Genomic DNA, 25,395 nt, shown 5'->3' with positions numbered 1-25,395 from the left:
GTTTGGCTGGCGCTATACTAACAAAAGAGCTTTGCAAAAGACTAGGCGGCGTGCTTTTTATTTGTTGTTAGGGTGGTCTTTCGGTATACTACTTTCCCGTCTGAATGCAATCCCAAATTTGACCTGACCAACTAGGTATCACATGGCGACAAACTATATTTTCGTAACCGGCGGAGTTGTATCCTCGCTGGGTAAAGGCATTGCTGCAGCCTCTCTGGCGGCAATTCTAGAAGCACGGGGCATCAACGTTACCATCATGAAGCTGGACCCCTACATTAACGTAGATCCGGGTACCATGAGCCCAACTCAGCACGGTGAAGTTTTTGTCACTGTAGACGGAGCTGAGACCGATCTTGACCTGGGACACTACGAGCGTTTCATTCGCAACCGTATGACCAGCAGCAACAACTTTACCACCGGCCGTGTCTATGAAGACATTATCCGCCGTGAGCGTAAAGGTGAGTTTTTAGGAGCGACCATTCAGGTCATTCCTCACATTACCAACGAAATTAAACGTCGTGTTATTGAAGGCAGTAAAGGCTTTGATATTGCCATTATTGAAATTGGCGGCACGGTAGGTGACATAGAGTCACAACCTTTCCTTGAAGCTATTCGCCAGTTGGGCACGGAAATAGGTCGTGATCACACCTTATTTATGCACCTGACTCTGGTGCCATTCTTAGGCGCTGCAGGTGAGGTGAAAACCAAGCCGACTCAGCACTCTGTGAAAGAACTGCGTTCTATTGGTATTCAGCCAGATGTACTGGTGTGTCGTTCGGATCGCTCCTTACCGGCAACAGAGCGTTCGAAAATTGCTTTGTTTACCAATGTAGAAGAGCGAGCGGTTATTGGCTTGCGCGACGTAGACAGCATTTACAAAATTCCTTCTATGTTAAAGGCCCAGAGTTTGGATGACATAGTCACCAAACGCTTTAATTTAGATTGCCCTGAAGCCGACTTGCATGAATGGGAAGAGGTTCTGTATCAAGAATCTAATCCGAATGGTGAAGTGACCGTCGGTTTTGTCGGTAAGTACGTTGAACTGCCTGACGCTTATAAGTCGGTGAACGAAGCGCTGGCTCATGCCGGCCTTAAAAACCGTTTAACGGTAAATATTCGTTACATCGACTCACAAGACTTAGAAACCAAAGGTACGTCTAAGCTTGAAGATGTGGACGCTATTTTGGTGCCAGGCGGTTTTGGTGATCGTGGTATTGAGGGCAAGCTTATTGCGGCGAAATACGCACGCGAGAATAACATTCCTTACTTAGGCATTTGCTTAGGTATGCAAGTGGCAATGATTGAATTTGCCCGTAATGTTGCTGGTTTAACCGGTGCTAACAGCACTGAGTTTGATGAAAATTGCAGTGACCCGGTAGTTGGTCTTATCACGGAATGGATGGACGCCAGTGGTCAGAAAGAACTGCGCGACAAGCACTCTGACTTAGGCGGGACGATGCGTCTTGGTTCACAGGAGTGTCATTTAGAAAAAGGTTCTAAAGCGCTTAAAATGTATGGCAAAGAAACCATCGAAGAGCGTCATCGCCACCGCTATGAAGTGAACAACCATTACATTGAGCCGCTGGAAAAAGCTGGCTTAAAAATTACGGGTTACTCGCACGACAAGCAGTTGGTTGAGATTCTGGAAAACCCGAAACACCGCTGGTTTGTTGCGGTACAGTTCCATCCGGAGTTCACTTCAACACCACGTGACGGGCACCCGTTATTTAAAGGCTTTATAGAAGCTGCAGGCGAATTTCATAAAGAGCGTTTGGGTTAATAACCCGGCTAATGATTAAGCATTAAACAGGATTAAAGCATGAGTAATATTGTTAAAGTTATTGGTCGCGAAATCATGGATTCCCGCGGTAACCCAACCGTTGAAGCTGACGTTTATTTAGAGTCGGGCCATATGGGCCGTGCAGCGGCACCAAGTGGCGCTTCAACCGGTTCACGTGAAGCTCTGGAGCTGCGTGACGGTGACAAGTCGCGTTACCTGGGCAAGGGCGTTGAAACGGCGGTTGCCAATATTAATGGTGCTATTGCTGAAGCATTAAACGGTATTGATGCAACTAACCAGAACGCTGTCGACAACATTATGCTAAAGCTCGATGGTACTGATAACAAAGAAAAGCTGGGTGCTAACGCCATTCTGGCTGTTTCTCTGGCGGTGGCGAAAGCAGCGGCTTTGAGTAAAGGCATCGAGCTGTACGAACACATTGCTAACCTGAACAACACCAGCGGTAAATACAGCATGCCATTGCCAATGATGAACATCTTAAACGGCGGTGAACATGCGGATAATAACGTGGATATTCAGGAGTTCATGATCCAGCCGGTTGGCGCTGAAAGCTTCAAAGAAGGCCTGCGTATGGGCGCTGAAGTGTTCCATGCTCTGAAAAAGGTTTTGCAGAAGGGCGGTTTAAGTACGGCAGTTGGTGACGAAGGTGGTTTTGCGCCTAATTTGGCGTCTAACGAAGAAGCCTTGCAGGTTATTGTCGAAGCGGTTGAAAACGCGGGCTATAAAATGGGCAGCGACATTACCCTGGCTTTGGATTGCGCGGCCTCTGAATTTTACCGTGATGGTAAATACGAATTGTCTGGTGAAGGCAAGTCCTTTACTGCGGAAGAGTTTGCCGACTACCTGGCAGAGCTTTGCGATCGTTACCCAATTATTTCTATTGAAGACGGCCTGGATGAAAGCGACTGGGACGGCTGGAAAGTCTTAACCGAAAAACTGGGCAGCAAAGTGCAGTTGGTCGGCGATGACCTGTTTGTGACCAATACGCGTATTTTAAAAGAAGGTATCGATAAGTCGATTGCCAATTCAATTTTGATTAAATTTAATCAGATTGGTAGCCTGACAGAAACCTTAGCAGCTATAGCAATGGCGCGCGAAGCGGGTTATTCGGCGGTTATTTCTCACCGTTCGGGTGAAACCGAAGACGCCACCATTGCCGATTTAGCAGTAGGCACCGCAGCGGGTCAAATTAAAACCGGCTCACTGTGTCGCTCTGACCGGGTTGCTAAGTACAACCAATTATTGCGTATAGAGGGCGATTTGAATGGCCAAGCGCCTTACCGCGGACGACAGGAAGTCAACGCTGGCTAATCAACAGGCGGACATATTTCAGCCGCTGGCACAGCAAGGCGATTTTGCCGAGCTGTGTTCAGCGCTGTATGAACGCGAATTACCGCAACTTGCGCAGGTTAATGATATGCCTGTTGCGGCTTTGCAACGTCGTTTAGCCAGTCTTCCGCACTATATTCGTCACGCCGCTCATGGTTGTCTTAACGCGGTACAACATTCGCCGTTAAAACTGGATGTTCAGAACGCCAGCTGGCAAGCCCCTCAGCCGACAAAAGTTCCGTCAGCCGGTATATCTGCCGAAGGGCAGAGTCAGTGGTTTGCTAAACATGCGGCTTTGGGCCTGGTGGTTCCGGTTCGTTATCAAACCCCTGAATTCACGACCATAATGCTGGACAGTATTGACCGGGTGGATCCTGATAAAAAGCGCCTGCACCTTAACTACCGTGGTTGGTTTGATTTTTCCGGACAGGGTGAGCACAGTCAGGATACCTTACTGAAGCCCAATAAGCGCATTATGACCGCAGCCAGCTGTGGACATCAGTGGAATCATAAAGGACGCATTAACCCACGCACCTTAACGCTGCGTGAGTTGTTATTGGTCGCTACTCTGGACTGGAAAAAGTTTCAGGTGGCATTGCGGATAGCTCGTTAAGCCAGTCTTGCCATACCGGTTGTAATCCTTTCGCTTTTATTGCTTGTGCCACCTCACTTACTGGCCTATCGTCGTCTATCGAAAACTGCTCGAGCTCCTGTTTCTCATTGGCGTAACCGCCAGGCTGTGTTTTTGATTCCGCACTGACCGAGGTCACACCTAACCGGAATAACCCATCACGAAGCGCTTGTTGTTCGCGGGTGGAAAGGCTGAGCTCGACATCCGGGAAGCGCAACCGGTAGGCGCAAATTAACTGAACCAGTTGTTTATCAGAAATTGTTTTTGCGTTATCGACACCTCCGGCACAGGGACGTAGCCGGGGAAATGACAATGAATAACGACTGCGCCAGTAGCGTCTCCGTAGATAATCCAGGTGCATGGCGGTAAAGGTGCTGTCGATACGCCAGTCCTCCAGTCCAATCAGCGATCCGAGGCCAATTTTATCGATACCGCATTCCCCCAGGCGGTCAGGTGTTTCAAGCCGCCAGCGAAAGTCGCGTTTTTTGCCTTTTAAATGATGCTTAGCATAGGTAGCGGCCTGGTAAGTTTCCTGATACACCATAACCGCATCCAGACCCAGCGTGCGTAATTCAGCGTATTCATGGGTAGCCAATGGCTGCACTTCAAACATGACATAGCTGAAATAGCGTTTGATAATGGGGAGCGCCTGACGAAAGTAATCAATACCTACCTTGGCTTCATGCTCGCCAGTCACTATCAGCAGGGTGTCAAAACCTTTGGCTTTTATGGCCTGACATTCCTGCTCGATTTCAGCTGGCGACAGGGTCTTACGCTTTAAGCGATTACTCATGGAAAAGCCGCAGTAGCTGCAGTCGTTAGCACACAGGTTTGATAAATACAGCGGAATGAACAGGTGCAGGGTATTACCAAAACGCTGCCGGGTCAGTTGCTGTGAGCGTTCGGCCATAAGGGGCAGATAAGGCTCCGCCGCCGGCGACAGTAAGACCATGAAGTCGTCCGTATTCAGATGTTTTTTGCTTAAGGCGGTTTCAACGTCAGCCGCGTTTTTACTGTAAAGCTGCAGGCGGGTATCATCCCAGCTGGTTTGCTCCCAGACAGTGTAAAAGCTCATAACGACTCCAGAAACTCCGTTAACGGGCTGGATGCGGACGCTTTTAGCGAAGCGTTTTGACTTAAGCCTGCTTCAAAGGCCTGACGCCCAACAATAACCGCATCGCGAAAGGCTTTTGACATGGCGACAGGGTTATTCGCGGTGGCTATGGCGGTATTCACCAGCACTGCGTCTGCGCCCATTTCCATGGCTTCAACGGCGTGGCTGGGTGCACCAATACCGGCATCGATAATGACCGGCACCGATGCCTGCTCGATAATAATCCGTAGGAAGTCTCGAGTAATCAGGCCTTGGTTTGAACCTATGGGGGCGCCTAACGGCATAACCGCCGCGCAGCCGAATTCCTCCAAGCGTTTACACAAGACCGGATCAGCACCGCAGTAGGGCAGTACGGTAAAGCCCTCTTTTACCAAAGCTTCAGCGGCTTTTAGGGTTTCTATGGGGTCTGGCAGCAAGTAGTTAGGGTCGGGGTGTATTTCCAGTTTAAGCCAATGGGTACCTAAAGCTTCACGGGCAAGGCGTGCAGCAAAAATAGCGTCTTGTGCAGTTTTGGCACCAGAGGTGTTTGGCAAAAGCTGTAAACCTAAGTTTTGTATAGGCGTGACAATATCGTCAGTGGGGCGTTCAAGTTCAACGCGCTTTAACGCCAGCGTTACTAATTCGCTACCGGAAGCAGCAAGGGACTTCTGCATAACGTCCGCACTGCTGTATTTGCCTGAGCCTATGAGTAAGCGGGAATGAAAATCGCGATCGGCTATTTTCAGCATGGTTTAACCTCCGGCCACGGCCTGAACAAGTGTAATGGTATCGTTGTTTTTAAGCTCGGTTTGTTGCCATTGTTCCCGGTGTATAATTTGTCCGTTTAAAGCGACGGCAACGGCCGAGGTATCTACGTTCTGAGCAGACAATAGCTGCGATAAATTGCTTTTTTCAGTGATTTCAAAATCTTTGTCATTAATTTGAATGCGCATTTTGACCTCCGCATACAGGGCATGAAGCGGCCCGGGGTAAAGAGAGTTGTTGCCAGTTTTGCGATAATCCATTGAAGGTGTGCAGGTAACCCCAGGCAAGCTTATGTCCGGTAAAATAATTAATTGCCTGTAGCGCCTGACTGGATCCCATAATGCCCACAACAGGAGCGGCTATACCCGCGTTACTGCAGTTCAGTGGTTCGTTAATATCGTCAGGATATAGACACTGATAACAGCCGTGGGAATGCTCCGGGTTAAGCGCAATAAGTTGCCCGTTAAAGCCGCGCGCCGCAGCAGAAACTACCGGCGTATTGAGGTGGTAGCAGCTTTGGTTGATCAGGTACCGGGTCTCACGATTGTCGGTGCAGTCGAGGACTAAATCGGCTTGTTCGGCGAGCGCGTCCAGGTTTTCTTCATAGGCCTTTTCTTCAATAGCGGTGATACGAATGTCCGGGTTTAACCGCGACAAATAATGACCAGCTTGCCGCGCCTTGGACAAGCCAATATCATCGCTGGAATAGAGTGTTTGCCGCTGTAAGTTGCTGAGGCTGACGGTGTCATGATCGACCAGTGTGATTTGCCCAACGCCCGATGACGCCAGATATTGGCTGGCAGGACAACCAAGACCACCCAATCCAATAATCAGCACATGCCTTTTGAGCAAACGCTGTTGTCCAACTTCGCCTATTTCTTTCATCAGTATGTTACTGCTGTAGCGCAGAAGTTGTTCGTTACTCAGCATGGGCAGCCTCGTTCTCTTCCTTAATTTCGGCTTCAGCGTCCATCGCAGTGAGTAACTGATGGACAGCCTGCTCGACGTCGTTCGCAGCAGTAATCGCGCTAACAACCGCTATGCCGTTAATTCCGGTAGCTTTTACGGCAGCTACGCGATCTAAAGAAATGCCACCAATAGCGACTGCCGGTATGTTCGTTGGCGCTAATAACGCGACATAGCGGCGCAGTCGCTCCAGACCTTGGGGTTTAGACGGCATAGCCTTGGTCTGAGTTGGAAAGATATGACCCAGAGCGATGTAAGAGGGCGTGTACGCTTGAGCAATTAATAACTCGGTGTAGCTGTGAGTGGAAATGCCCAGCCGCAACCCTGCTTGCTGAATAGCGTGAAGGTTAGCTTCCGTTAAGTCTTCCTGACCTAAATGCACGCCATAAGCGCTGTGCTTAATAGCGAGTTGCCAGTGGTCATTAATAAACAACTGAGCTGAATATTGCTCCGCCAGCTGAATGCTTTTTTTAATAGCGGCTTCCAACTGAGGAGCATCTGGGTCTTTAATACGCAGCTGAAGCGTTTTAATGCCCAGTTTTAAGAGCTTTTCTATCCACTCATAAGAATCTACTACCGGATACAGTCCGGGTTCCTTGTCCAGCCTGGGAAACTGGAGGTCAACGCAGGGCAACTCCGGCGTTTTAATCCTTGGAAAATGTTTAATTTTCTGTGGCCAGTGTGTATGAGCAACAGGGCCTGGTCCGCGGCCTATACCTTTCGCCTCAATCAGGCCCTGATGGACATAGGCATTAGCGACTGTTATGGCATCCTCAAGTGGATAGTCATGTGCTAGTGCCGCGGCAATGGCAGAAGACAAGGTACAACCTGTTCCGTGGCTGTGCTTTGTTTCCAGCTTTTGCTGAATGTACTGAATATGCTCATCGGCGCTAAGGTAATAGTCAGAGATTTCATCGGAGTGACCAAGCTCAGTACCAGTGATAAGGATCTGAGTTAGTCCCGCATGAAAGAGTTTTTCGGCGGCGCGACACATTGAGTTTTCATCAATAACTTCTACGCCGCTCAACCAACTGAGCTCATCCAAATTCGGTGTCATAATATCAACCAGTGGGAGCAACTCCGTACAGTGTTCCGGGAGCAGCTCTGACAGCCTATCCTGCTGAGTGCTGACAACGACCGGATCCCAAACCACGAAAGGTCGGGGAAGGGTATCAGGCCATTGCTTTAAAAAGTCAGCCACACACTGAAGCTGTTGCACATTACTAAGCAACCCAATTTTTATCGCAGCAGGGGGCATGTCCTGTTGCAGGCATTCTAACTGCTGACGAATGGCGTCAGCAGCTAAAGGGAATAACCCGGTGGTTTCAACAGAGTTCTGAGCGGTCACTGTGGTTATGACACTGCAGCCATGCACGTTCAGACTGCGGAAGGTGTTCAAGTCCGCCTGAATGCCTGCGCCACCGCCGCTGTCAGAACCAGCGACGGTCCATACGACAGCTACCGACATTACTCTGCTCCTTCGGTCGCCGCATCTTTTACTTTTACATCAATGCGAGTGTCCGGATTGTATTGACGCACCTCATGAGAAATTTTCATTGAGCAGAATTTAGGGCCGCACATAGAGCAGAATTGTGCTGTTTTGTTCGAATCCTGCGGCAGTGTTTCATCGTGATAGCTGCGAGCGGTTATAGGATCCAACGCCAGGTTAAACTGATCGTCCCAGCGAAACTCGAAGCGGGCTTTTGACATAGCGTCATCCCGCGCCTGAACACCCGGGTGACCTTTGGCTAAATCGGCGGCATGAGCGGCTATCTTGTACGCGATCATCCCTTGTTTAACATCTTCTTTATTGGGCAGGCCTAAGTGCTCTTTCGGTGTTACGTAGCAGAGCATGGCGCAGCCAAAAGCGCCAATCATGGCAGCACCAATACCTGAAGTAATATGGTCGTAACCGGGGGCGATATCGGTGGTTAGCGGCCCTAAGGTATAGAACGGCGCGCCATGACAATGCTTTAACTGCTCATCCATATTTTCCTGAATTTTATGCATGGGCACATGGCCTGGGCCTTCTATCATCACCTGCACATCGTATTCCCAGGCTATTTGAGTCAACTCGCCGAGTACTCGAAGTTCTGCGAACTGAGCTTCATCGTTAGCGTCGGCTATTGATCCGGGGCGCAGGCCGTCACCTAAAGACAGTGATATGTCATATTTCGCACAAATTTTGCAGATATCCCGGAAGTGCTGGTAAAGAAAGCTCTCTTGCTGGTGCGCCATACACCATTTCGCCATAATTGAACCGCCGCGCGAAACAATGCCGGTAACCCGCTTTGCGGTCAGTTTAATGAAGTCGTGCAGTACGCCGGCGTGAATCGTAAAGTAGTCGACTCCTTGCTCAGCCTGTTCCAGCAGTACGTCTTTAAATACTGGCCAGCTCAGATCTTCGGCAATGCCGTTTACGCGCTCTAATGCCTGGTAAATAGGGACAGTACCAATAGGGACTGGACTGTTGCGTAAGATCCATTCCCGAGTTTGGTGAATATTACGGCCGGTAGATAAGTCCATAACGGTATCAGCGCCCCAGCGCGTGGCCCATACCAGCTTCTCAACTTCTTCTTCAATGGACGAACTGACCGAGGAGTTACCGATATTGGCGTTCACTTTCACTAAAAAGTTGCGTCCAATGATCATTGGCTCTGATTCCGGGTGGTGGGTATTAACGGGTATAATTGCGCGCCCACTGGCAACTTCATCGCGAACAAACTCGGGCGTTATGGGGTTTTCCAGATGCTCCCGACCCATATTCTCGCGCAGTGCAATGAACTCCATCTCGGGCGTAACGATGCCACGTCGGGCGTAGGTCAGTTGAGTAATACCGTGATTGTTTTGTTGACTGTCGCGGTGTCGTTGCTGAATCCAGTTCTCACGAACCTTTTTCAAACCCGCTTTGACGTCGATTTTAGCTTCCGGGTCGCCGTAGACACTGGAGGTATCATAGACATCCACCGGTTCATTTGGTGGTAACTTAACGCCAGGCGTGGGCTGGTGCAAGGTTTCGCTTAAATGAATGCGACGAAAGGGCACCTGGATATCGTTAGTGCCGGACAGAAATTCACGGCTGGAATTAGGGTAATAATGCCCGGAAAGTGAGGATAAAAAAGATTCAGCCTGTTGGCGGTTTAAACGGTTATTCGATGGTGCAGTTGACATAGCATTCTCTCATTTTGTTGATGTTAGAGATGCTTGTCAGGAGTGTTGAAAGGAACACCAGCGCAGAAACGACGGTTGTGTCATGCTGATGCTCTCTTGTTCCCTTCGCAGGTATTAGCCTGATCAGGTTCAACGGATCCCGCAATTGCGGTCTCAGCCGACTACTTACTCAATAAAGTAACCGGCACTCCGACAAGATTCTTTTTTAGTGGAACAAAATCTTAGAGCGAATGCAACCGCCGTTATTATCTAACCAGTTTAGTGACAACTTTTGCAGGCTTATCCATCGGCTGGCTTAAGCCCTCTATACGCTCAGCAATAACCCCTTGCTTATCGAGAATGGTGATCAAATTGCTGTGATCAAAATCGCCGTCAGGCCGTTGGCGGTATCTCACTCCAAGTACTGTAGCAAGTGTTCTGATGTCCTGCTCTGAACCATTCAGAAACAGCCAGTTGTCATTGTTAAGCTTATATTGCTTAACGTAGTCGGCTAGTGCCTCGGGTGTATCGCGATTAGTGTCGAAGCTCACCATAACAAGCTTAACGTGCTTTTGGGTATCTTCGTCCAGCTTGCTGTATAAGCGTTTTACGTCATGAACCAACACCGGGCAGGCGGTGGTGCAACTGCCGTAAATCATCGAAATAATTACCGGTGTTCCTTCAAGCTCAGACAGTTTTAACTCATTTTTTTGATGTGTCTTCCAGGACGCATCAATTTGGTATACCGACTGGGAGTGAGACACTTCTGCCGCATTCATTGTTGTGTGATTGCTATGGTCACCGTGCTTATTGTGGTGTGAATGATCTTGCGCTATTAACTGCGCAGAGAACACCAATGAAGCCAGAGCAGTAAGTTGAAAGAATTTATTCATGGTCGTTCTCCAGGTCGTATGCGCAGCGGAATCCCATAGTGCTGGTTGCACTTTGAGGAGCGTAATCACTGCGAGACTGATAACGGAAAAATGTGGCGTAATTGGCGTTGGTAAAACTGGACATAAAGCGCGCTCCGTCGCCACAAGAACCGGAGAGCAAATCGACATCATCGCCGTTACTTAATAATAATTGATAGTCGTTCACCCATTCGTTGACGCGGTCGTGCATGTGCATCAGTTGGTCTGCGTTTGGATCAACAGTTTGTTGTTTACTCGTGTGTGGCTGGCTGTACCAGGCAAACAGTTTGCGTGCGTAGTCGTTGTCACTAATGTTTTGCTGTTGCCGGTATTGCACAGAAGCATATTCCCACTCATTAAGACTGGGCAACCGACCACCTTGAGCGGCGCAGTATTCTCGTGCGGCAAACCAGGAAACATAAGTCACAGGTTCGTTTTCTCTATCCTCTGCAATAGCGGTGTTCCCACGCCAGTGTTTCAGATAGTTTCCATCGTGGAACAGGGCAGCGATGTTATCTCGCTGCCAACGAGGGTTCTCATGTACAAATTCCAGGTAAGCTTGGTTAGTGACCGGAGTTGCATCCAGCATAAAACTGTCCACTTCAATGCTGAGGCGCTCTTTGTCCAGTAATACCGGAGGTTCGAAAGGACCACCGTTAATCAGGACTGGGTCCGCGAGCACTAACGGTGAAAACAAAACACCTGCAACTCCAAGCCACTTAACCATAACCTTTCCCCTTATTTCTCTTTACGAGGGCCGGCAATTAACGCACCAGCTGCACCACGTTCTGCATCAGCAAATTCATGATCAACCAGTTTGTAAATGCCTTCTTCCGGAACAATAAAGTCGATGGTTGCACTGTTACTGGCACCCAGCAGAACAGTTTGCATTCCGTACCACTCGTTACGCGGGTCGCCTTCGTACCACACGCGGTCAAAAATGGCTCCAATAACGTGGAAGCTTGATGTGCCGGACGGGCCTGCGTTTAATACATGTAGGCGTACCCGGTCACCTTCGTTTGCACGTAATGGGTTGTCGCTAAGAGCTGCAACATGGCCATTAAAGGTAACGTGGCTTGGTTGACGATCGAGCGCTGCGCCGTGGTTGTAAATATAATTACCTTCAGCCGCTTCTTCCAAATAGTGCTCTGATTGCACCAAAACGTACTCGTGATCAACGTCTTTATCAGTTGGGTAACCGTCTTTGGGCGATACAACAACCGCACCATACTGGCCCATAGCTGTGTGCATAAGCACACTGGAAGTACCACAGTGGTACATGTAAGTACCGGCGTAGTTGGCTATCCATTCAAACTCAATAGTTTCACCCGGAGAAATGGTACGCCACTTGTCTTCCGCCGCTACTGTGCCGCTATGAAAGTCCATAGAGTGTGGCATAGGGTTAATGACAGGCTGGTTATTCTGGTAAGGGTTGTCCTGTATTTGCTGGAAGAAAGGTGAACCATTTTTAACCGGCTTAGTAATGACCACTTCTTCATCAGAGCGGTTTTTCATTTTGAAAATGACACGGTCGCCTTCACGCACGTGCAATACCGGACCAGGTACTGAGCCGCCGAATGTCCAGGCTGAATAACTGACGCCAGGAGCAACTTCAACTTGTTGAGAGAAAACATCCATGCGTACGTCATGAGTTTTATTACCTTCATAATCCAGTTCCGCTAAATGGGGAACTGAAGTCAGATAGTTGCCAACAACCGCTGGACCGTTGTATTCTTCGCGATAGACCTTAGCTTCTGGCAGGCCATAGATTTTACCGTCAATAACGTACTCGCTGTCGTGCTTAAGCTTCATGTCTGTCGCAGTGGCAGGAGTTGATACAGAAGCCATAGCGGCTAGCAGAGACGCACTGATAATGGATAAGCTGAGAGTTTTCATAGTGATATTTCCTTTAACAACTAATAAATAGATTTAACGTAAACTGCTAACCGCATCGGCAGTTGTTTCTTCGCTGCCCTGCACCAGTTCTGTGTTGATGTAATTAACTAACGCCGCAATATCGGCGTCTTTTAAATAACCCATGGGCGGCATGGAGCCGTTGTAGTTAGTTCCGTTGACAGTGATAGGGCCAGACTTACCTTTAATGATGACTTCTGTGATATAAGCAGGTTTATCTTTAAGGTTTGGGTTGTTTGCCAGCGGAGGGAAAATACCCTGCATACCTTTACCGTTTGGCTGATGGCAGGCCTGACAATATTTTTTGTAAACGTTTTCGCCGTCGCTGGCACTGACTGACTGGCTCATAAATAGACCAGCAAGTGACACTGCGATGAGTGATACTTTAACGAAAGAATGAATGCTCATAATGACACCTTAGTGACTGACTTAAGATGCCCCTAGAATAGCGCTGTGGCGGGTTTTAGCTAGTGATATGAAGAGGTAAGAAAGACCTACTCCTATGGGTATAATGGGAGTAGGTCCAAAACTAAGAAAGGAGTACTAAATACTGCGTGCTTCTAATTCAATACGAGACGCAGCCCCATAAATTTTACTGGGTTCGCCTTCAATTTTGCCTTCCGGAGTGGTAGTCGGCCAGAGGTTATTCAGGTTATTAATGACCTGGCGGGTTTCATTGATTGCATCCTGGGCTTTATTAGCTTCTGCATCGTTAATGCGATTCAAACGATCCAACGCAATCTCTTTAAAGCCCATGGCATCCTGATATTCGTGTACGTTTGCAACCTCGCCATTTTGGATGCCGATGGCATATTCGTCGGCTGCAACCATGAGCATTGATGAAACGCTGAGTATTACGTCTTTAGCTGACATATTATCAATGGGCTCATTAGCGCTGATAGCATCCCGGAGTTCGTTGTAATTATTCATAACAACGTCTTTACTCTGGTCATTAATCACGCTTTCTGCCAGTGTATTCAAAGGTTCAGCGAAACCCGGTAAGCCACGGGCTTCAAAGGCTTCAGTCAGGCCACTGTAAAGCTCATCGCCGGGGTGTTTCATATGAGTCTTGGCCATTTCAATGTGACCTTGTTCATAAAGTTTCATGCCTACCCACAAATGCCCGCGGATAAAGCCAAGCTGCGCCAGAAAGGCGGTATCATTCGTGTTTAAATCAATTTCAGGAGCCGCCATTTCGCCTTCTGCCATCGGGGCTGCCATAAACATAGTGGGTGCCGCACCGGGTTGCGTGAGCGCCGTGGCTGATACTTGTGAGGCGGCTACGGTGGTGGCGAGAACACTACCAACACCTAACCAGACTTTTTTCTTTTCAAACATAGAAAAACCTTAGTAAGCTTTTTTAAAAGAGTGAACTTCTGTATATTTGCAGAAATGATAACTATTCGCAAGTTGGAAATGCAGCAGTATGATATTACAAATCAGCAATGCTATTGATAAAGAAACCATAAGCAGCGTTGTTTCCGGCCTGGATGTCAGTCAGTTTAGTGACGGTATAAGCACGGCTGGTTGGGCGGCAAAGGATGTGAAAAATAATCAGCAACTGGCCGGCAAGAAATCACAGGCCGCAACTGAGGTACTACTGGACAGGCTGCAGCAAAATAGCCTGGTGCAATCAGTAATGCGACCTAAGCAGGTTGCGCGAGTTAGTATTAATCGCTACCAGCCGGGTGATTATTATGGAACGCACATGGATGACTCTTTAATGAACGGGGTAAGAACCGATATCTCCTTTACTCTGGGCTTGTCACCATTGTCTGATTTTGAAGGCGGAGAATTAGTCATCGAGGATACCAGTGGTGAGCGAAGCTGGCGTCTGGGGCAGGGTGATATTCTCATGTATCCAAGTCATTACCTCCATCGGGTTAATTCGGTAACAAAAGGGGAGAGGTTGGCGATGATAGGTTGGGTACAGAGCTTAGTGAAGCAGCCTTCCCACAGAGAACTGCTGTTTGATTTGGAGCAATCCCTAAAAGCAGAGTTCGATACCAATGGTAAATCTGAAAACTTTGACCGGCTGACGAAAGTATTTCATAACCTGCTAAGAGAGTGGGCTGATGTTTAATCAGCCCTTTTAGAAACATACTCAGACGAGGGTTATACCGCACAAAATCAGTAAAGCGACGTTGGCTGCCAGGCCAATCATAAAGAAATAACTGCGTGGGCTTGGGTTTTTCTCTGTAGCAATTTTGTAGTAGAGAATCATGTGAATTAAGCGCGCAATTGCGAATACCCAGATGAATAACCCAGTCCAGAAAGCGCTGGTGCCGATGAAAAAGGCAAGAAATACCGTTCCCAGCATCAATGGGTAGTTTTCCAGTGAATTCATTAAGGTGCGGTGAGCACGAAATACAAAAGATGAGTGACTGAGTGAGTCATCAATTTTTCCGGGTACGGCCCCCGGTTGTTTGGCTTTCTGGCCACTGGCTATAAGCCATTGAACCAGCAAAATGACCAGCGCAATGAGCACACCCCAATAAGCCATAGTATAAGTTTCACTTCCGTTCATGTTATGTCTCCTTTTTCAAATTAAGCCAGGGTATTTACCCAGCCGATAATTGCGATGCCAATGATTATCATAATAAACTGCCGAACCGATGAGGCAGGGTTGTGTTGTCGCTGCAGCGTTGGAATAAGATCCGCTGCTGCAATATAAATAAAGCTTGAAGCGGAAATTGCTAATACATAGGGAACAGCGGAGCTGACCTGAGCAAGCCAGAAATAGGCAATTAAAGCACCGGGGATGGCTGTTAATGAGGCCAGGCTGTTCAGTAAAAGTGCTTTTTTCCGCTCAAAACCGCTCTCCAGTAAAATAGCGAAGTCGCTGACTTCTTGCGGTATTTCATGCGCTATGATTGCTAACGCAGTGGCAATGCCTAAAGGCACAGAGGTGAGAAAAGCCGCGGCAATAACGACACCATCGGTGAAGTTATGCACGGCATCGCCAATAAGAATTAAGGGGCCTGCACGTTCGTGAGGATCGCAGTCGCGGTCGCGGCAGTGGCGCCAGAGAATCAGCTTTTCTACTACGAAGAATAAAATAATACCGGCCAGTACACTGGCCGATACCTGATAACCGTCAGCAAGTTCTAAGGCGGCGGGTATCATGCCAAGAAAAGCCGCAGCTAACAGGGTACCGGTGGCAAAACTCATTAAGCTGGGCGTTAATAACTTACGCACACTGTGCGGGAAGGTCAGAAAAAGGCCTGCGCAAAAGATAGCACCTAAGCTGCCTAATAACGTAAAGCCAAGAATCCATAGCAGCATATTATGATATCCCTCAGTTACTTTTAGTTAGTTAAGCCGGGCTTCCACAACTCCAGCAAACCTCAAAAGCGGCTCCGTTAACTTCCTGACAGTTATTGCAGCGCCAGTCATCACCTTCAGCTTGTTCTTCCATTCTCTCAAGCAATGCCTTGGCTTTGTCCAATTGTATCTCATCGACTAGCCAAAGCTCAGGCCAGGTGTCTTGTGGCGCCAGGTCACCCGCCGCACCACTGGAAAACTCGTTCTTCATTACTGTTTCAATACCTTCCATTTGCAGTAAGTTACGGGCGTTTTCCACCAATAGTTTGTTTTCGCGCGTATAAATAAGTTTCATAAGGCCTTCTTCGGCTGTCACTAAAGTGTTTGTGGTTTTTACGTTATAATTAATGTATCAGACTAAGAGTTCGTTTGTGTTCTCCATTTTGCTTTGAGGAGTTAATTATGGCCGGTGGCTGGTCACACGATGGTGCGGTGCAGGAACAAATTGATGCAAGCACAGAAGACGAAGTAAAACGGGTAAGAAGCCAATTATCGGATGGCGAGAGCCTGGAGTATTGCGAAGAGTGTGGTGAGCCCATTCCTCAGGCCCGGCGAGAAGCTATTGCCGGTGTTCGTTTATGTGTCGACTGTCAGGCAGAGCAAGATAAGCAAGATTCACGCGAAGGCAGCTTTAATCGACGCGGAAGTAAAGACAGCCAACTTCGTTAAATAGTGGAATTCTAGCTTTTAGAAAACTCAGCCTCAGGCAGAGGTTTACTGAATAGATATCCCTGAAAATTACTACAGCCCAAGCTCGATAAATAATCGAACTGTTGCTGAGTTTCTACGCCTTCAGCAACGATGCTGAGTTTCAGGCTTTCCCCTAACTGAATGATGGTATGAACAATCTGTGCTTTTTCTTCGCTGTCTAACATATTGCGAACAAAAGAAACGTCAATTTTAAGTGTATCGAACGGAATTTGCATAAGGTAAGAAAGGGAAGAATAGCCGGTTCCGAAGTCATCCAGTGCAAACTCGACGCCTACCTCTTTTAGCTGCTGTATCTTGTTCGTAATATCGGAAATATCATCCATGAGCAAACTTTCCGTTAATTCCAGTTTCAGTTGATGCTTTTTGACTGCATATGCTTTGATTAATCCCTTTACTTGCTCAACAAAGTCAGGCTGTTGAAATTGCTTAGCGCTGACATTGATTGACAACTGCAAAGTGGATTTAACCGGGTCTTGTTGCCATTGCTGCAAAATGCTACAAGCTCGTTCCGTTATCCAATAACCCAAAGGGATGATTAATCCCGTTTCTTCCGCAAGTGGTATGAAGTCGGCGGGAGAGATAAAACTGCCGTTCTTTTGTGGCCAACGGATAAGTGCTTCTGCTCCGGTTATCTTTTCAACGGAATTTACCTGAGGTTGCAGGTAGAGCTCGAACTCCTGTTGCTTAATGGCATGGCGTAACTGTTCTTCGAGTTTCACTCGCTTTGTTACGGCATCAGCAAGCTCTTGATGAAAAAGTGAGACCTCACCAATGCCTTTGCGCTTAGAGTGAGATAACGCCAGCCCTGCCTGTGTCATTAAAGTTTCTGCGTTTAGTTGACTGTCCTCGAAAAGCGAGGCTCCGGCGCTAAAAGAGCATAGGTGAGTATAACTATTCAGTTGATAAGGTTGCTGGAGTTGTTCCTGTAACTGATAAATTCGGGTTAATAATTGTTGCTTTACATTGGCAAGGTTACCACTGCTTATTCCAGTTAAAACAATTGCAAACTCGTTAGCACTTAAACGAGCGAGAAAAGAGTTACTTTTGGTGGAGTTTTGTAATCTTTCTGCCACACGTTTCAGTAACAGGTCGCCCATATCCGAGCCCAGAGTATTATTAAGTATTTTAAACTTATCAATATCACAAAGAATTAGGGCGCCGGTTTCATCACTTTTCTCACAATCTGTCAGCTCTTGGTGTAGATGGTCCAGTAATGAGCGACGGTTTGCCAGTCCGGTTAATGCGTCGTTATAAGCTAGGTTTCGTATACGTTCGCTGGCCTCAACCTCTGCGGTGATATCTGTTACTGTGGCAACGAAATGACGTTCTTTTTGATCCTGGTAACGCACTTCGGAAATGCTTAAACGTACTGGAAAGCTGACCCCTGAACGTTTCTTCACTTCGACTTTGCCATGCCAGGCTTTACCGCTGTCCAGTGTACTTTGTATATATTCTAATAACTCACTCGCGTGTTCGAGATAGTGTTCGATATCCAGCTTTTGAGCCTTAATTTTATCCAGGTTATCACCGGTTAGCCTTGCGAAGGCTTCATTAGCGAGAAGGACGCGGTTGCGTTCATCAAATAACAGCAGTCCATCATCAATTGCACTGATGACCTCATAAAGCTGTTTGGCAGACATTTGAGCTAATTTTTGCTGTTGCTGAATACGGTGATCAATTCGGGTTGCAACAATTGCCATACACGCACTGAAAGCAGCGCCAATACCCACACCGTATGCAAGCCAACTGCTATGGCCAGTAAACAGAGTTTCCGATTCGCCCGTTGGATAAAAGTTAGCGGCAATCATGGCGGTATAGTGCATTCCGGATATTGCCAATGCCATAATGGCCGCGACGATAATTTGCACCGTTCGACGTTTACTTAACGTCATGTTTTCTGCGTGTCGGTATCGACGGTAGGTAAGCAACGCAATTATGCCCAGCGAAACAGCGACAACGACAGAAAACAGAAACCATAAAGGATCGTAACGCAGAGATGCTGGCAATATCATTGCTGCCATACCCGTATAATGCATGAGCCCTATGCCGGCACCTAAAACGGTTCCTCCGAATAAAGTCTGACGCACCGATGGCGAGGCTATTTGCCCTTTTAAAGCGAAAAAGCTACCGACTATTGCCGGAATGATGGAAAGTAAGGTTAGGCCTACGCCATGGTTCATTGGTAAGTTGAGCTCGAAGGCAAGCATACCAATAAAATGCATACTCCAGACGCCTATGCCTGCAATAATTGAACTGACCAACAGCCAGCTGTATCGAGAGGTATTTTTTGAATGAAACTGCACTCGCTCAAGTGTTAAAATGGCGGTATAGGAAGCTAATAATGCGACACAGTAGGATAGCGCCACCAAACCTGAGTGATGGGAACCCGTCAGTGGCAGTTGGGCAAACTGACCCAAATCAAAAAATGTATAAAGAATGTCTTGCATAACTTTGACTTTACCAGAGCAGGTGGCTTGAGTACTAAGACTATTTAATGCTTTGTATTACGACGCTTAGGCCCGAAAGTATCATAAGTACGAGAGTAAACTGACGAAAACGTCTTTCTGACACCTGGTGCTGAAGCCTATGGCCGACACTGGCACCAATCAGGGCACAGGGCAATAAGGTCAAAATGAGATAAAGGTGCGGTTCAGCGTAGATCGATTGACGTGAAAAGTTTGCGACATTTGCAATAGCGATACAGCAAAAAAATAGACTGAGGGTGGCTCGGAACTGCTGTTTAGGGATACGAGCATTGGCCAAAAATAATACTATGGGAGGGCCGCCTAAAGTCATTAAACCATTGAGTAGCCCAGAGCCAGTGCCTACGGCAATGTGACCGGGAGCATGCTCAGCCGTAGGTAGTTGCTTACCGCTGGCCAAAATAAGTGCGACAGCAAGTATCACAAACCCAAGAATGAGTTTAATAAGCTGCTCATTAACGGTTAATAGCAAAGAGCCTGAAATTAAAGAGGCGATAACGCCGGACAGAATGAGCCACTTCCACTGCGAGGGTCGCGCTGCTTCTCTGTTCTTCCAGTAGATCCAGCCGCCGACAATAATATTTATAACAGACAGTGCTGGAGTAAGAACGCTAATTGGGAACCAAAGAGCAAGAATTGGCACGGCGAGCAGTCCAGAGCCAAAGCCGCTGATACCCTGTAGCAAGGCAGCAAAAAAGAACACCAAAGCAGCAGCAAAATACTCCAAATTAACCTCTTTTATCTGTAAATTCTGAAAACGGCTTTTCAGCCACGCGAATAGTCTTCATAATGATAACAGGAAAAACAACGGAGCTGGGTATGCGGGTGACTCTGGTCGTGTTGTTGGCCTTGTTTATTGCGTTACAGTATCGTCTGTGGTTTGGGAAAAATAGCTTACCTGACTATTGGCGGTTGCAGCAAGAAGTCAGCAATCAGATAACAACGAACGAAAACCTGGAACGGCGCAATCAACTTATTTACGCGGATATTGAAGATTTGCGTGAAGGGGAGGATGCGCTGGAAGAACGTGCTCGCAACGAACTAGGGATGATTAAAAAGGATGAAGTTTTCTTCCGTCTTGTTCCTGACCGCAACCCGTAGCGTCAGATGGATAATCAGGTGGAGAGTCAGGTGAATAATGCATTGATGGCAGTAATTCCGGCTGCCGGCAACGGAAGCCGCATGCAAACCGATGTTCCTAAGCAGTTTTTGACCGTCGCTGGCAAGACCTTATTGGAGCATAGCATTGACGCGGTTTGTCAGGATCCTCGCGTACAGAAGGTTTTTGTTGCTGTTTCAGATCCCGATGCTGAGTTCATAGACGATATTAAAAAGAGACAGTCATTACCAGTAGCATGGCTAAAAGGCGGAAGTAGTAGAGCTGAGTCTGTATTAGCCGGAGTACGGGCCGCGGTTTCGCAGGGAGCAACTCATGTACTGGTTCACGATGCAGCGCGCCCGTGTCTTCCTGAACCTGCGTTAAAGCGTGTTATCGATACCGGTTTATTTGACCCTCAGGGTGCTATTCTGGCTATCCCTGTGCGTGATTCATTAAAGCGTTCACTTATTTCAACGGTATCCGGAAAGGGATCTGTTCACATTGAATCCAGCGTTGAACGCGAAGCACTATGGCAGGCTCAAACCCCTCAGGTTTTTAATGCAGAGAAACTGCAACACGCCATTGAACATATGGGCACACAAAACCCCCAGTTAACGGATGAAGCATCGGCAATGCAATGGTGTGGCTTTCAGCCTGCGCTTATTAACGGCTCTATTCGTAATTTAAAAGTGACTCACCGGGAAGATTTCGACTGTGTTCGTGACTGGTTGCTTGCCAAAGACAACAATAAGGAAAATGGTTCATGAAAATCCGTGTCGGTCATGGTTATGACGTTCATCGCTGGGGCTCTGATAAACCATTGATTCTGGGTGGTGTTAACGTTGAACATCATCAGGGATTGTTGGCGCACTCTGATGGCGATGTTGTGTTGCATGCGGTAACCGACGCTGTGTTAGGGGCTCTTGCTTTAGGTGATATAGGACAGCATTTCCCAGATACCGATGAGCGGTATGCGGGTGCTGACAGTGCTGAGCTGCTAAGTCATGCCGTTCAGCTTTGTCAGGAAAAAGAATTCCGAACGGGAAATATCGACGTAACCATTGTTGCTCAGGCACCTAAAATGGCACCGCACATCGACGACATGCGAGCCAGCATTGCTCAGTGCTTAAAAACTTGTGTTGATAACGTGAATGTTAAAGCTACAACAACTGAAAAGCTCGGTTTTGTCGGGCGTGAAGAAGGTATAGCTTGCCATGCAGTGGTTCTTATGGAGTCTCTTTAATGCTGGCTCCGCAAAAAGTGACACTTAATGAGCTGCCGCGTTTAAATCATGGCGACCGGCCACAGGCTGAGTTTAAGCAAACACCGCAGGACTTTCAGGTCATTGAGCAATTGGATGTACCCGATGACGGGGAAGGCGAACATCAGTGGCTTTGGGTTAGAAAAGAAGGTGCAAACACCAATTTTTGTGCTGAAAAAATAGCGCGTTTTGCTGGCGTATCGGTAAAAAACGTGAGCTATTCAGGATTAAAAGATCGTCAGGCGGTAACCTGGCAGTGGTTTTCAGTTCAATTGCCGGGTAAAGAAACGCTGAACTGGCAAGAGTTGAACGACGAGGAAATGTCTGTCGAGCGAGTCATTCGCAGAACAAAAAAGCTAAAGTCTGGTTTTCACGACGGTAACCGATTTGTGATTCGGCTTAGCGGTGTCAGTTCTCCGCAGCAGCTGGAAGCGTTATGGAAGAGCGTTACTGAGAAGGGTGTTATAAATTATTTTGGTGAGCAACGCTTTGGTCGCAACGGCGACAACGTTGCACAGGCTGAACGCTGGTTGATGGCAAGCCGTCCTGCACGAATTAGCCGTAACAAACGAAGCTTGTATTTATCGTCTCTGCGCAGTTATTTATTCAACCAAATTGTGGCGGAACGACTGCGTCAGTTTGGGCCAGAAGGCACACTGGCGGGTGATTGTGTCATGCTAAAAGGCTCTCAGTCTGTTTTTACCGTTGAACAATGGAACGATGAACTCAGACAACGTTTTGCAAATAATGACATTTATTTAACCGCACCTCTGGTTGGCACGACCAATAAACCGTTGGTAAAAGATGAAGCAGAAGCGTTTGAATCAAGTTTATTAGAGCCTTATGAAAACTGGCTGGAAGCATTGAGAAAACTACGGGTCGATGCGGCGCGACGCAGCATACTATTGCGCGTAAAAGAGCCAGAGTTAAGCTGGCATGGCAAGGATGCTGAATTACGCTTTACGCTACCTTCAGGCGCATATGCAACGACTGTGTTAAATGAAATTGTGGACTTAAGTGGTGAATCCAGATGATGAAAATTCTATTAAGTAACGACGATGGCGTCCATGCCCCGGGGATTCGGGCATTGTATCAAGCGTTAAAAGAAGTCGCTGATGTAAGAGTCATCGCTCCTGACCGTAACTGCAGCGGCGCAAGTAACTCATTGACACTGCATAATCCATTGCGTGTACGCCGTCTGGATAACGGTTTCTTTTCAGTTAACGGTACACCGACCGACTGCGTTCATTTGGGCACGAACTCACCGATGGCGGAAGACGTGGATTTAGTTGTTTCCGGCATTAATGACAGCCCCAATATGGGTGACGATGTGCTGTATTCCGGCACTGTTGCAGCGGCGATGGAAGGGCGCTTTATGGGGCTTCCTTCTATTGCAGTGTCGATGGGCGGCCGCGGACACGACTACTACGATACTGCCGGACGTGTTGTCGCCGAGATTGTTGCCAGCATGGAAAATGATCCGCTTCGCCTGGACACAGTGCTGAATATTAATGTCCCTTACACAACTTACGATAAGTTAAAAGGTACACGGGTAACTAAACTGGGTCGCCGGCACCGCGCAGAAACTATGGTCCACGATCGCGACCCTTTTGGCAGTGAGATATTTTGGTATGGCCCAATTGGTCACCACGCAAGTGACGAGCCAAATACCGATTTTACAGCAATACATGAAGGTTATGTGTCTATAACTCCGTTAAGTCTGGACATGACAGCTCAACGACATACCGACACACTGACAGACTGGTTAGAACAACAAAAATGATGATTAGTAACGGACAGTCGCGGGTAAAGCGGCTGATTCAACAACTGGAAGAACTGGGTATTACCAATAAAGAGGTTTTGAGGGTTATTGCAAATACCCCGAGGCACCTCTTTATGCCTGAGTCATTAGCTCATAAAGCCTATGAAAATACGGCATTGCCCATTGGTAATGGGCAAACCATTTCGCAGCCGTTAATGGTGGCAACTATGACTCAGTTGTTAATGCAGCATCATTGCAAAAACGTGCTGGAGATAGGTACAGGCTCGGGCTATCAGACGGCTGTGCTGGCTCAGTTGGTTGATAAGGTCTTTAGCGTCGAACGTATTGCTACTTTGCAGTATCAGGCGAAGCGACGTATGCGTCAGCTTGACTTGCATAATGTGTCCATGCGCCACGGTGATGGCTGGAAAGGCTGGCGTAGTAAAGGTCCGTTTGACGGTATTATTGTCACGGCTGCGGCAAGCGATATCCCTCAGGATTTAGTCGATCAACTTGCCGATGGCGGTGTGATGATCATTCCGGTTGGTGAACAGAATGAATCACAAAGTTTGGTCGTTATGCGCCGTTTTGGCGATTCATTGGAGCAGCAGCGCATTGGCGATGTTCGTTTTGTACCGTTAGTTAAGGGAGATGTCATTTGAAGTTGTTCTCAGCACTGTACGATAAAGTCTTATCCTGGGCACAACACCCCAGAGCGAATGTCATCCTCGGTTTATTAAGTTTTGCTGAGTCCGTTATTTTTCCAATCCCTCCCGATGTCATGCTGGCGCCAATGGCTATGACTCAACCAAAAAAAGCCTGGCGACTGGCCTTTTTAACCACAGTTACGTCGGTAGCTGGCGGTATTTTGGGGTATTTCCTGGGGTACTGGGCTTATGAGTCGTTGGTATTGCCTGCTGTGGAAACGCTCGGTTATCAGGATAAACTTTTAACGGTACAGGGTTGGTTCGCGGACTGGGGCGTATGGATAGTCTTTATTGCCGGATTTTCACCAATTCCTTATAAACTATTTACGGTAACTGCAGGTGTCATGCAGATAGCCTTTTTCCCTTTTGTTATTGCATCCGCTATTAGCCGTGGAATGCGTTTCTATCTTGTCGCATGGTTACTACGTACCGGCGGTCCGGAAATGGGTGTAAAACTTCGTGAATATGTTGACCGTATTGGCTGGACACTGGTAATACTGGTTATTATTGGGTACGTAATAGCGCAATTGGTGTAATGATGGTTCTATCGTCCGGGGCAATCAAGCAATTAATATTATTGATTTTTGCCATTACTCTGCTTCAGGCATGCAGCGGTCGATCAGCACCTGCACCGGTCGATGAACTGTACACCGGAAAAACTTACCGGGATTTTGAGCCAAACTCATTGAACGATAAAGAATATGAAGTTCAACGCGGCGAAACCCTCTATTCAATTGCATTCAGAGCCAATATGGATGTTCAGGATATTGCTCAAATTAATAATTTACAAAAACCTTACACTATTTATCCGGGACAGAAACTGAGTCTGGTGAGTAAGCCGCAATACGGGGCCACCTCAGCCAGAAAGGCACAGCGAACGACTAGTGCTAAACAGAATAATAAAACCTCAAATAACGCACAAAATAATATAAAAACGCCCGTTGCTAATACTGAACAGAAAGAGTATGGTCAAAAAACGAGCACAAAAAAAACAGTTGCAAAACAAACCGATAAGCGTCGTAAGAGGCAGCCTAAGCAGCAGATTAAAAGGCCTGAAGTTGATCTGCCCAGTAACGATAAAATTGTCTGGCGTTGGCCTTCATCGGGAAAAGTCTTAGCTGATTTTTCGTTGCAGGAACAGGGTAATAAAGGTATTGATTTTGCAGGTGAGCGCGGCGATTCGGTGAATGCTGCAGCAGCTGGAAAAGTGGTTTATGTCGGAAATGCATTACGCGGATTTGGTAATTTAATCATATTGAAACATAACGATGATTTTATTACTGCGTACGCCCACAACGATAAAATTCTCGTAAAGGAACAGGAATGGGTGGACGTAGGTGAGACAATTGCCCGAATGGGAGATTCAGGCAGTCCGCGAGTGAAGTTACATTTTGAAGTTCGTTTCCGTGGTAAGTCGGTTAATCCGAGGCATTACTTACCAAGATCTCGCTAGTAATGTGGGAATAATAATAACAAGATAGGGAAGTC

General features: G+C 47.5%; 29 protein-coding genes and 1 riboswitch. Of the genes, 13 read left to right on the top strand and 16 right to left on the bottom strand.

All coding sequences use genetic code 11. The annotated features are described in order from the left end of the window. The first annotated feature begins 142 nt into the window (after positions 1–142). The 3 genes from BM359_RS03655 to BM359_RS03645 are packed head-to-tail and all read left to right on the top strand — an operon-like array spanning position 143 to position 3,743. Positions 143–1,780 (top strand): CTP synthase, encoded by a 1,638-nt coding sequence (locus tag BM359_RS03655; protein ID WP_054488072.1) that lies wholly within the window; start codon positions 143–145, stop codon positions 1,778–1,780. Between the two features lie 39 nt (positions 1,781–1,819). Beyond that, entirely contained in the window at positions 1,820–3,112 is a 1,293-nt protein-coding gene (eno, locus tag BM359_RS03650; RefSeq protein ID WP_054488070.1) for a phosphopyruvate hydratase, read from the top strand. Then, positions 3,066–3,743 (top strand): hypothetical protein, encoded by a 678-nt coding sequence (locus BM359_RS03645; protein WP_054488069.1) that lies wholly within the window; start codon positions 3,066–3,068, stop codon positions 3,741–3,743. Before eno ends, BM359_RS03645 begins: the two co-directional genes overlap by 47 nt. Here BM359_RS03645 and thiH read toward each other — a convergent pair. From thiH to BM359_RS03590, 11 genes are all read right to left on the bottom strand, one after another. Beyond that, entirely contained in the window at positions 3,694–4,836 is a 1,143-nt protein-coding gene (thiH, locus tag BM359_RS03640; protein WP_054488066.1) for a 2-iminoacetate synthase ThiH, read from the bottom strand. The genes BM359_RS03645 and thiH overlap by 50 nt on opposite strands. Then, positions 4,833–5,603, bottom strand: coding sequence for a thiazole synthase (locus tag BM359_RS03635; protein WP_054488064.1), 771 nt, complete (start codon positions 5,601–5,603; stop codon positions 4,833–4,835). Before BM359_RS03635 ends, thiH begins: the two co-directional genes overlap by 4 nt. A gap of 3 nt (positions 5,604–5,606) precedes the next feature. Next, entirely contained in the window at positions 5,607–5,807 is a 201-nt protein-coding gene (thiS, locus tag BM359_RS03630) for a sulfur carrier protein ThiS (protein WP_054488062.1), read from the bottom strand. Continuing rightward, positions 5,791–6,549, bottom strand: coding sequence for a HesA/MoeB/ThiF family protein (locus BM359_RS03625; RefSeq protein ID WP_054488060.1), 759 nt, complete (start codon positions 6,547–6,549; stop codon positions 5,791–5,793). The genes thiS and BM359_RS03625 overlap by 17 nt, the downstream gene beginning before the upstream one ends. Further along, positions 6,539–8,053, bottom strand: a complete 1,515-nt coding sequence (thiE, locus tag BM359_RS03620) for a thiamine phosphate synthase (RefSeq protein WP_054488057.1) — start codon at positions 8,051–8,053, stop codon at positions 6,539–6,541. Before thiE ends, BM359_RS03625 begins: the two co-directional genes overlap by 11 nt. Next, a complete protein-coding gene (gene thiC, locus BM359_RS03615) occupies positions 8,053–9,756 on the bottom strand; it encodes a phosphomethylpyrimidine synthase ThiC (protein ID WP_054488055.1) in 1,704 nt (567 codons plus the stop codon). The genes thiE and thiC overlap by 1 nt, the downstream gene beginning before the upstream one ends. A gap of 83 nt (positions 9,757–9,839) precedes the next feature. Continuing rightward, positions 9,840–9,958: riboswitch (TPP riboswitch) on the bottom strand. Between the two features lie 43 nt (positions 9,959–10,001). Next, entirely contained in the window at positions 10,002–10,628 is a 627-nt protein-coding gene (locus BM359_RS03610; RefSeq protein WP_054488052.1) for an SCO family protein, read from the bottom strand. Continuing rightward, complete coding sequence (locus BM359_RS03605; RefSeq protein ID WP_054488050.1) at positions 10,621–11,373, bottom strand: formylglycine-generating enzyme family protein; 753 nt, start codon at positions 11,371–11,373, stop codon at positions 10,621–10,623. The genes BM359_RS03610 and BM359_RS03605 overlap by 8 nt, the downstream gene beginning before the upstream one ends. An 11-nt stretch (positions 11,374–11,384) precedes the next feature. Continuing rightward, on the bottom strand, positions 11,385–12,542 hold the full coding sequence (locus BM359_RS03600) for a multicopper oxidase domain-containing protein (RefSeq protein ID WP_054488046.1): 1,158 nt from the start codon (positions 12,540–12,542) through the stop codon (positions 11,385–11,387). A 33-nt stretch (positions 12,543–12,575) separates the two neighbouring features. Next, positions 12,576–12,968 (bottom strand): c-type cytochrome, encoded by a 393-nt coding sequence (locus BM359_RS03595; RefSeq protein WP_054488043.1) that lies wholly within the window; start codon positions 12,966–12,968, stop codon positions 12,576–12,578. A gap of 135 nt (positions 12,969–13,103) precedes the next feature. Next, positions 13,104–13,898 (bottom strand): hypothetical protein, encoded by a 795-nt coding sequence (locus BM359_RS03590; protein WP_054488040.1) that lies wholly within the window; start codon positions 13,896–13,898, stop codon positions 13,104–13,106. Positions 13,899–13,986: 88 nt separating this feature from the next. On the opposite strand from BM359_RS03590, the gene BM359_RS03585 reads away from it, so the two are divergent. After that, positions 13,987–14,643: a Fe2+-dependent dioxygenase gene (locus BM359_RS03585; RefSeq protein ID WP_054488038.1), complete on the top strand. Its 657-nt coding sequence runs from the start codon at positions 13,987–13,989 to the stop codon at positions 14,641–14,643. A gap of 21 nt (positions 14,644–14,664) precedes the next feature. Here BM359_RS03585 and BM359_RS03580 read toward each other — a convergent pair whose 3' ends face one another. From BM359_RS03580 to BM359_RS03570, 3 genes are read right to left on the bottom strand one after another with little or no spacing between them, the layout of a single operon-like run. After that, positions 14,665–15,087 carry an MAPEG family protein gene (locus tag BM359_RS03580; RefSeq protein ID WP_054488036.1) on the bottom strand — a complete coding sequence of 141 codons (423 nt, stop codon included), beginning with the start codon at positions 15,085–15,087 and terminating at the stop codon, positions 14,665–14,667. A gap of 20 nt (positions 15,088–15,107) precedes the next feature. Then, entirely contained in the window at positions 15,108–15,845 is a 738-nt protein-coding gene (locus tag BM359_RS03575) for a ZIP family metal transporter (RefSeq protein ID WP_054488034.1), read from the bottom strand. Between the two features lie 31 nt (positions 15,846–15,876). Beyond that, positions 15,877–16,179, bottom strand: coding sequence for a putative signal transducing protein (locus BM359_RS03570; protein WP_054488032.1), 303 nt, complete (start codon positions 16,177–16,179; stop codon positions 15,877–15,879). Positions 16,180–16,286: 107 nt separating this feature from the next. Between BM359_RS03570 and BM359_RS03565 the strand changes: the two genes are divergently transcribed. Then, entirely contained in the window at positions 16,287–16,553 is a 267-nt protein-coding gene (locus BM359_RS03565) for a DksA/TraR family C4-type zinc finger protein (protein WP_054488030.1), read from the top strand. A gap of 11 nt (positions 16,554–16,564) precedes the next feature. Here BM359_RS03565 and BM359_RS03560 read toward each other — a convergent pair whose 3' ends face one another. Both BM359_RS03560 and BM359_RS03555 read right to left on the bottom strand, forming a co-directional pair. Next, the gene (locus BM359_RS03560; protein WP_074930770.1) at positions 16,565–19,042 is read right to left on the bottom strand and encodes a bifunctional diguanylate cyclase/phosphodiesterase; all 2,478 of its coding nucleotides are present in this window, start codon (positions 19,040–19,042) and stop codon (positions 16,565–16,567) included. A 40-nt stretch (positions 19,043–19,082) separates the two neighbouring features. Continuing rightward, positions 19,083–19,805 carry a sulfite exporter TauE/SafE family protein gene (locus BM359_RS03555; protein ID WP_054488028.1) on the bottom strand — a complete coding sequence of 241 codons (723 nt, stop codon included), beginning with the start codon at positions 19,803–19,805 and terminating at the stop codon, positions 19,083–19,085. Between the two features lie 92 nt (positions 19,806–19,897). Between BM359_RS03555 and ftsB the strand changes: the two genes are divergently transcribed. Genes ftsB through BM359_RS03515 form a run of 8 tightly spaced genes read left to right on the top strand, consistent with a single transcriptional unit; the run spans position 19,898 to position 25,360 of the window. Further along, positions 19,898–20,179, top strand: a complete 282-nt coding sequence (gene ftsB / locus BM359_RS03550) for a cell division protein FtsB (protein WP_054488026.1) — start codon at positions 19,898–19,900, stop codon at positions 20,177–20,179. Positions 20,180–20,185: 6 nt separating this feature from the next. Next, positions 20,186–20,944 carry a 2-C-methyl-D-erythritol 4-phosphate cytidylyltransferase gene (gene ispD / locus BM359_RS03545; protein WP_054488024.1) on the top strand — a complete coding sequence of 253 codons (759 nt, stop codon included), beginning with the start codon at positions 20,186–20,188 and terminating at the stop codon, positions 20,942–20,944. Next, on the top strand, positions 20,941–21,420 hold the full coding sequence (gene ispF, locus BM359_RS03540) for a 2-C-methyl-D-erythritol 2,4-cyclodiphosphate synthase (RefSeq protein WP_054488022.1): 480 nt from the start codon (positions 20,941–20,943) through the stop codon (positions 21,418–21,420). Before ispD ends, ispF begins: the two co-directional genes overlap by 4 nt. Beyond that, entirely contained in the window at positions 21,420–22,472 is a 1,053-nt protein-coding gene (gene truD, locus BM359_RS03535) for a tRNA pseudouridine(13) synthase TruD (protein WP_054488020.1), read from the top strand. The genes ispF and truD overlap by 1 nt, the downstream gene beginning before the upstream one ends. Further along, positions 22,469–23,221, top strand: coding sequence for a 5'/3'-nucleotidase SurE (gene surE, locus BM359_RS03530; RefSeq protein WP_054488018.1), 753 nt, complete (start codon positions 22,469–22,471; stop codon positions 23,219–23,221). The genes truD and surE overlap by 4 nt, the downstream gene beginning before the upstream one ends. Further along, positions 23,221–23,862, top strand: a complete 642-nt coding sequence (locus BM359_RS03525; protein ID WP_404813262.1) for a protein-L-isoaspartate(D-aspartate) O-methyltransferase — start codon at positions 23,221–23,223, stop codon at positions 23,860–23,862. The genes surE and BM359_RS03525 overlap by 1 nt, the downstream gene beginning before the upstream one ends. Then, positions 23,859–24,443 (top strand): YqaA family protein, encoded by a 585-nt coding sequence (locus BM359_RS03520; RefSeq protein WP_054488014.1) that lies wholly within the window; start codon positions 23,859–23,861, stop codon positions 24,441–24,443. The genes BM359_RS03525 and BM359_RS03520 overlap by 4 nt, the downstream gene beginning before the upstream one ends. After that, entirely contained in the window at positions 24,443–25,360 is a 918-nt protein-coding gene (locus BM359_RS03515; protein ID WP_054488012.1) for a peptidoglycan DD-metalloendopeptidase family protein, read from the top strand. The genes BM359_RS03520 and BM359_RS03515 overlap by 1 nt, the downstream gene beginning before the upstream one ends. The last annotated feature ends 35 nt before the right edge of the window (positions 25,361–25,395 follow it).

This window comes from Idiomarina abyssalis (assembly GCF_900116625.1).
GTDB lineage: Bacteria > Pseudomonadota > Gammaproteobacteria > Enterobacterales > Alteromonadaceae > Idiomarina > Idiomarina abyssalis.
This window is presented reverse-complemented; position numbering and strand designations above follow the sequence as displayed.

Bases quoted from the DNA above. Each gene is read 5' to 3' on its own strand.
- BM359_RS03565 (WP_054488030.1), top strand. From the start codon at position 16,287: ATGGCCGGTGGCTGGTCACACGATGGTGCGGTGCAGGAACAAATTGAT.
- BM359_RS03575 (WP_054488034.1), bottom strand. From the start codon at position 15,845: ATGCTGCTATGGATTCTTGGCTTTACGTTATTAGGCAGCTTAGGTGCT.
- BM359_RS03570 (WP_054488032.1), bottom strand. From the start codon at position 16,179: ATGAAACTTATTTATACGCGCGAAAACAAACTATTGGTGGAAAACGCC.
- BM359_RS03560 (WP_074930770.1), bottom strand. From the start codon at position 19,042: ATGCAAGACATTCTTTATACATTTTTTGATTTGGGTCAGTTTGCCCAA.
- BM359_RS03625 (WP_054488060.1), bottom strand. From the start codon at position 6,549: ATGCTGAGTAACGAACAACTTCTGCGCTACAGCAGTAACATACTGATG.
- thiC (WP_054488055.1), bottom strand. From the start codon at position 9,756: ATGTCAACTGCACCATCGAATAACCGTTTAAACCGCCAACAGGCTGAA.
- BM359_RS03525 (WP_404813262.1), top strand. From the start codon at position 23,221: ATGATTAGTAACGGACAGTCGCGGGTAAAGCGGCTGATTCAACAACTG.
- eno (WP_054488070.1), top strand. From the start codon at position 1,820: ATGAGTAATATTGTTAAAGTTATTGGTCGCGAAATCATGGATTCCCGC.
- BM359_RS03655 (WP_054488072.1), top strand. From the start codon at position 143: ATGGCGACAAACTATATTTTCGTAACCGGCGGAGTTGTATCCTCGCTG.
- BM359_RS03635 (WP_054488064.1), bottom strand. From the start codon at position 5,603: ATGCTGAAAATAGCCGATCGCGATTTTCATTCCCGCTTACTCATAGGC.
- BM359_RS03605 (WP_054488050.1), bottom strand. From the start codon at position 11,373: ATGGTTAAGTGGCTTGGAGTTGCAGGTGTTTTGTTTTCACCGTTAGTG.
- BM359_RS03585 (WP_054488038.1), top strand. From the start codon at position 13,987: ATGATATTACAAATCAGCAATGCTATTGATAAAGAAACCATAAGCAGC.
- BM359_RS03590 (WP_054488040.1), bottom strand. From the start codon at position 13,898: ATGTTTGAAAAGAAAAAAGTCTGGTTAGGTGTTGGTAGTGTTCTCGCC.
- thiH (WP_054488066.1), bottom strand. From the start codon at position 4,836: ATGAGCTTTTACACTGTCTGGGAGCAAACCAGCTGGGATGATACCCGC.
- thiE (WP_054488057.1), bottom strand. From the start codon at position 8,053: ATGTCGGTAGCTGTCGTATGGACCGTCGCTGGTTCTGACAGCGGCGGT.
- ispD (WP_054488024.1), top strand. From the start codon at position 20,186: ATGGATAATCAGGTGGAGAGTCAGGTGAATAATGCATTGATGGCAGTA.
- ispF (WP_054488022.1), top strand. From the start codon at position 20,941: ATGAAAATCCGTGTCGGTCATGGTTATGACGTTCATCGCTGGGGCTCT.
- BM359_RS03645 (WP_054488069.1), top strand. From the start codon at position 3,066: ATGGCCAAGCGCCTTACCGCGGACGACAGGAAGTCAACGCTGGCTAAT.
- truD (WP_054488020.1), top strand. From the start codon at position 21,420: ATGCTGGCTCCGCAAAAAGTGACACTTAATGAGCTGCCGCGTTTAAAT.
- surE (WP_054488018.1), top strand. From the start codon at position 22,469: ATGATGAAAATTCTATTAAGTAACGACGATGGCGTCCATGCCCCGGGG.
- ftsB (WP_054488026.1), top strand. From the start codon at position 19,898: ATGCGGGTGACTCTGGTCGTGTTGTTGGCCTTGTTTATTGCGTTACAG.
- thiS (WP_054488062.1), bottom strand. From the start codon at position 5,807: ATGCGCATTCAAATTAATGACAAAGATTTTGAAATCACTGAAAAAAGC.
- BM359_RS03610 (WP_054488052.1), bottom strand. From the start codon at position 10,628: ATGAATAAATTCTTTCAACTTACTGCTCTGGCTTCATTGGTGTTCTCT.
- BM359_RS03595 (WP_054488043.1), bottom strand. From the start codon at position 12,968: ATGAGCATTCATTCTTTCGTTAAAGTATCACTCATCGCAGTGTCACTT.
- BM359_RS03515 (WP_054488012.1), top strand. From the start codon at position 24,443: ATGATGGTTCTATCGTCCGGGGCAATCAAGCAATTAATATTATTGATT.
- BM359_RS03580 (WP_054488036.1), bottom strand. From the start codon at position 15,087: ATGAACGGAAGTGAAACTTATACTATGGCTTATTGGGGTGTGCTCATT.
- BM359_RS03600 (WP_054488046.1), bottom strand. From the start codon at position 12,542: ATGAAAACTCTCAGCTTATCCATTATCAGTGCGTCTCTGCTAGCCGCT.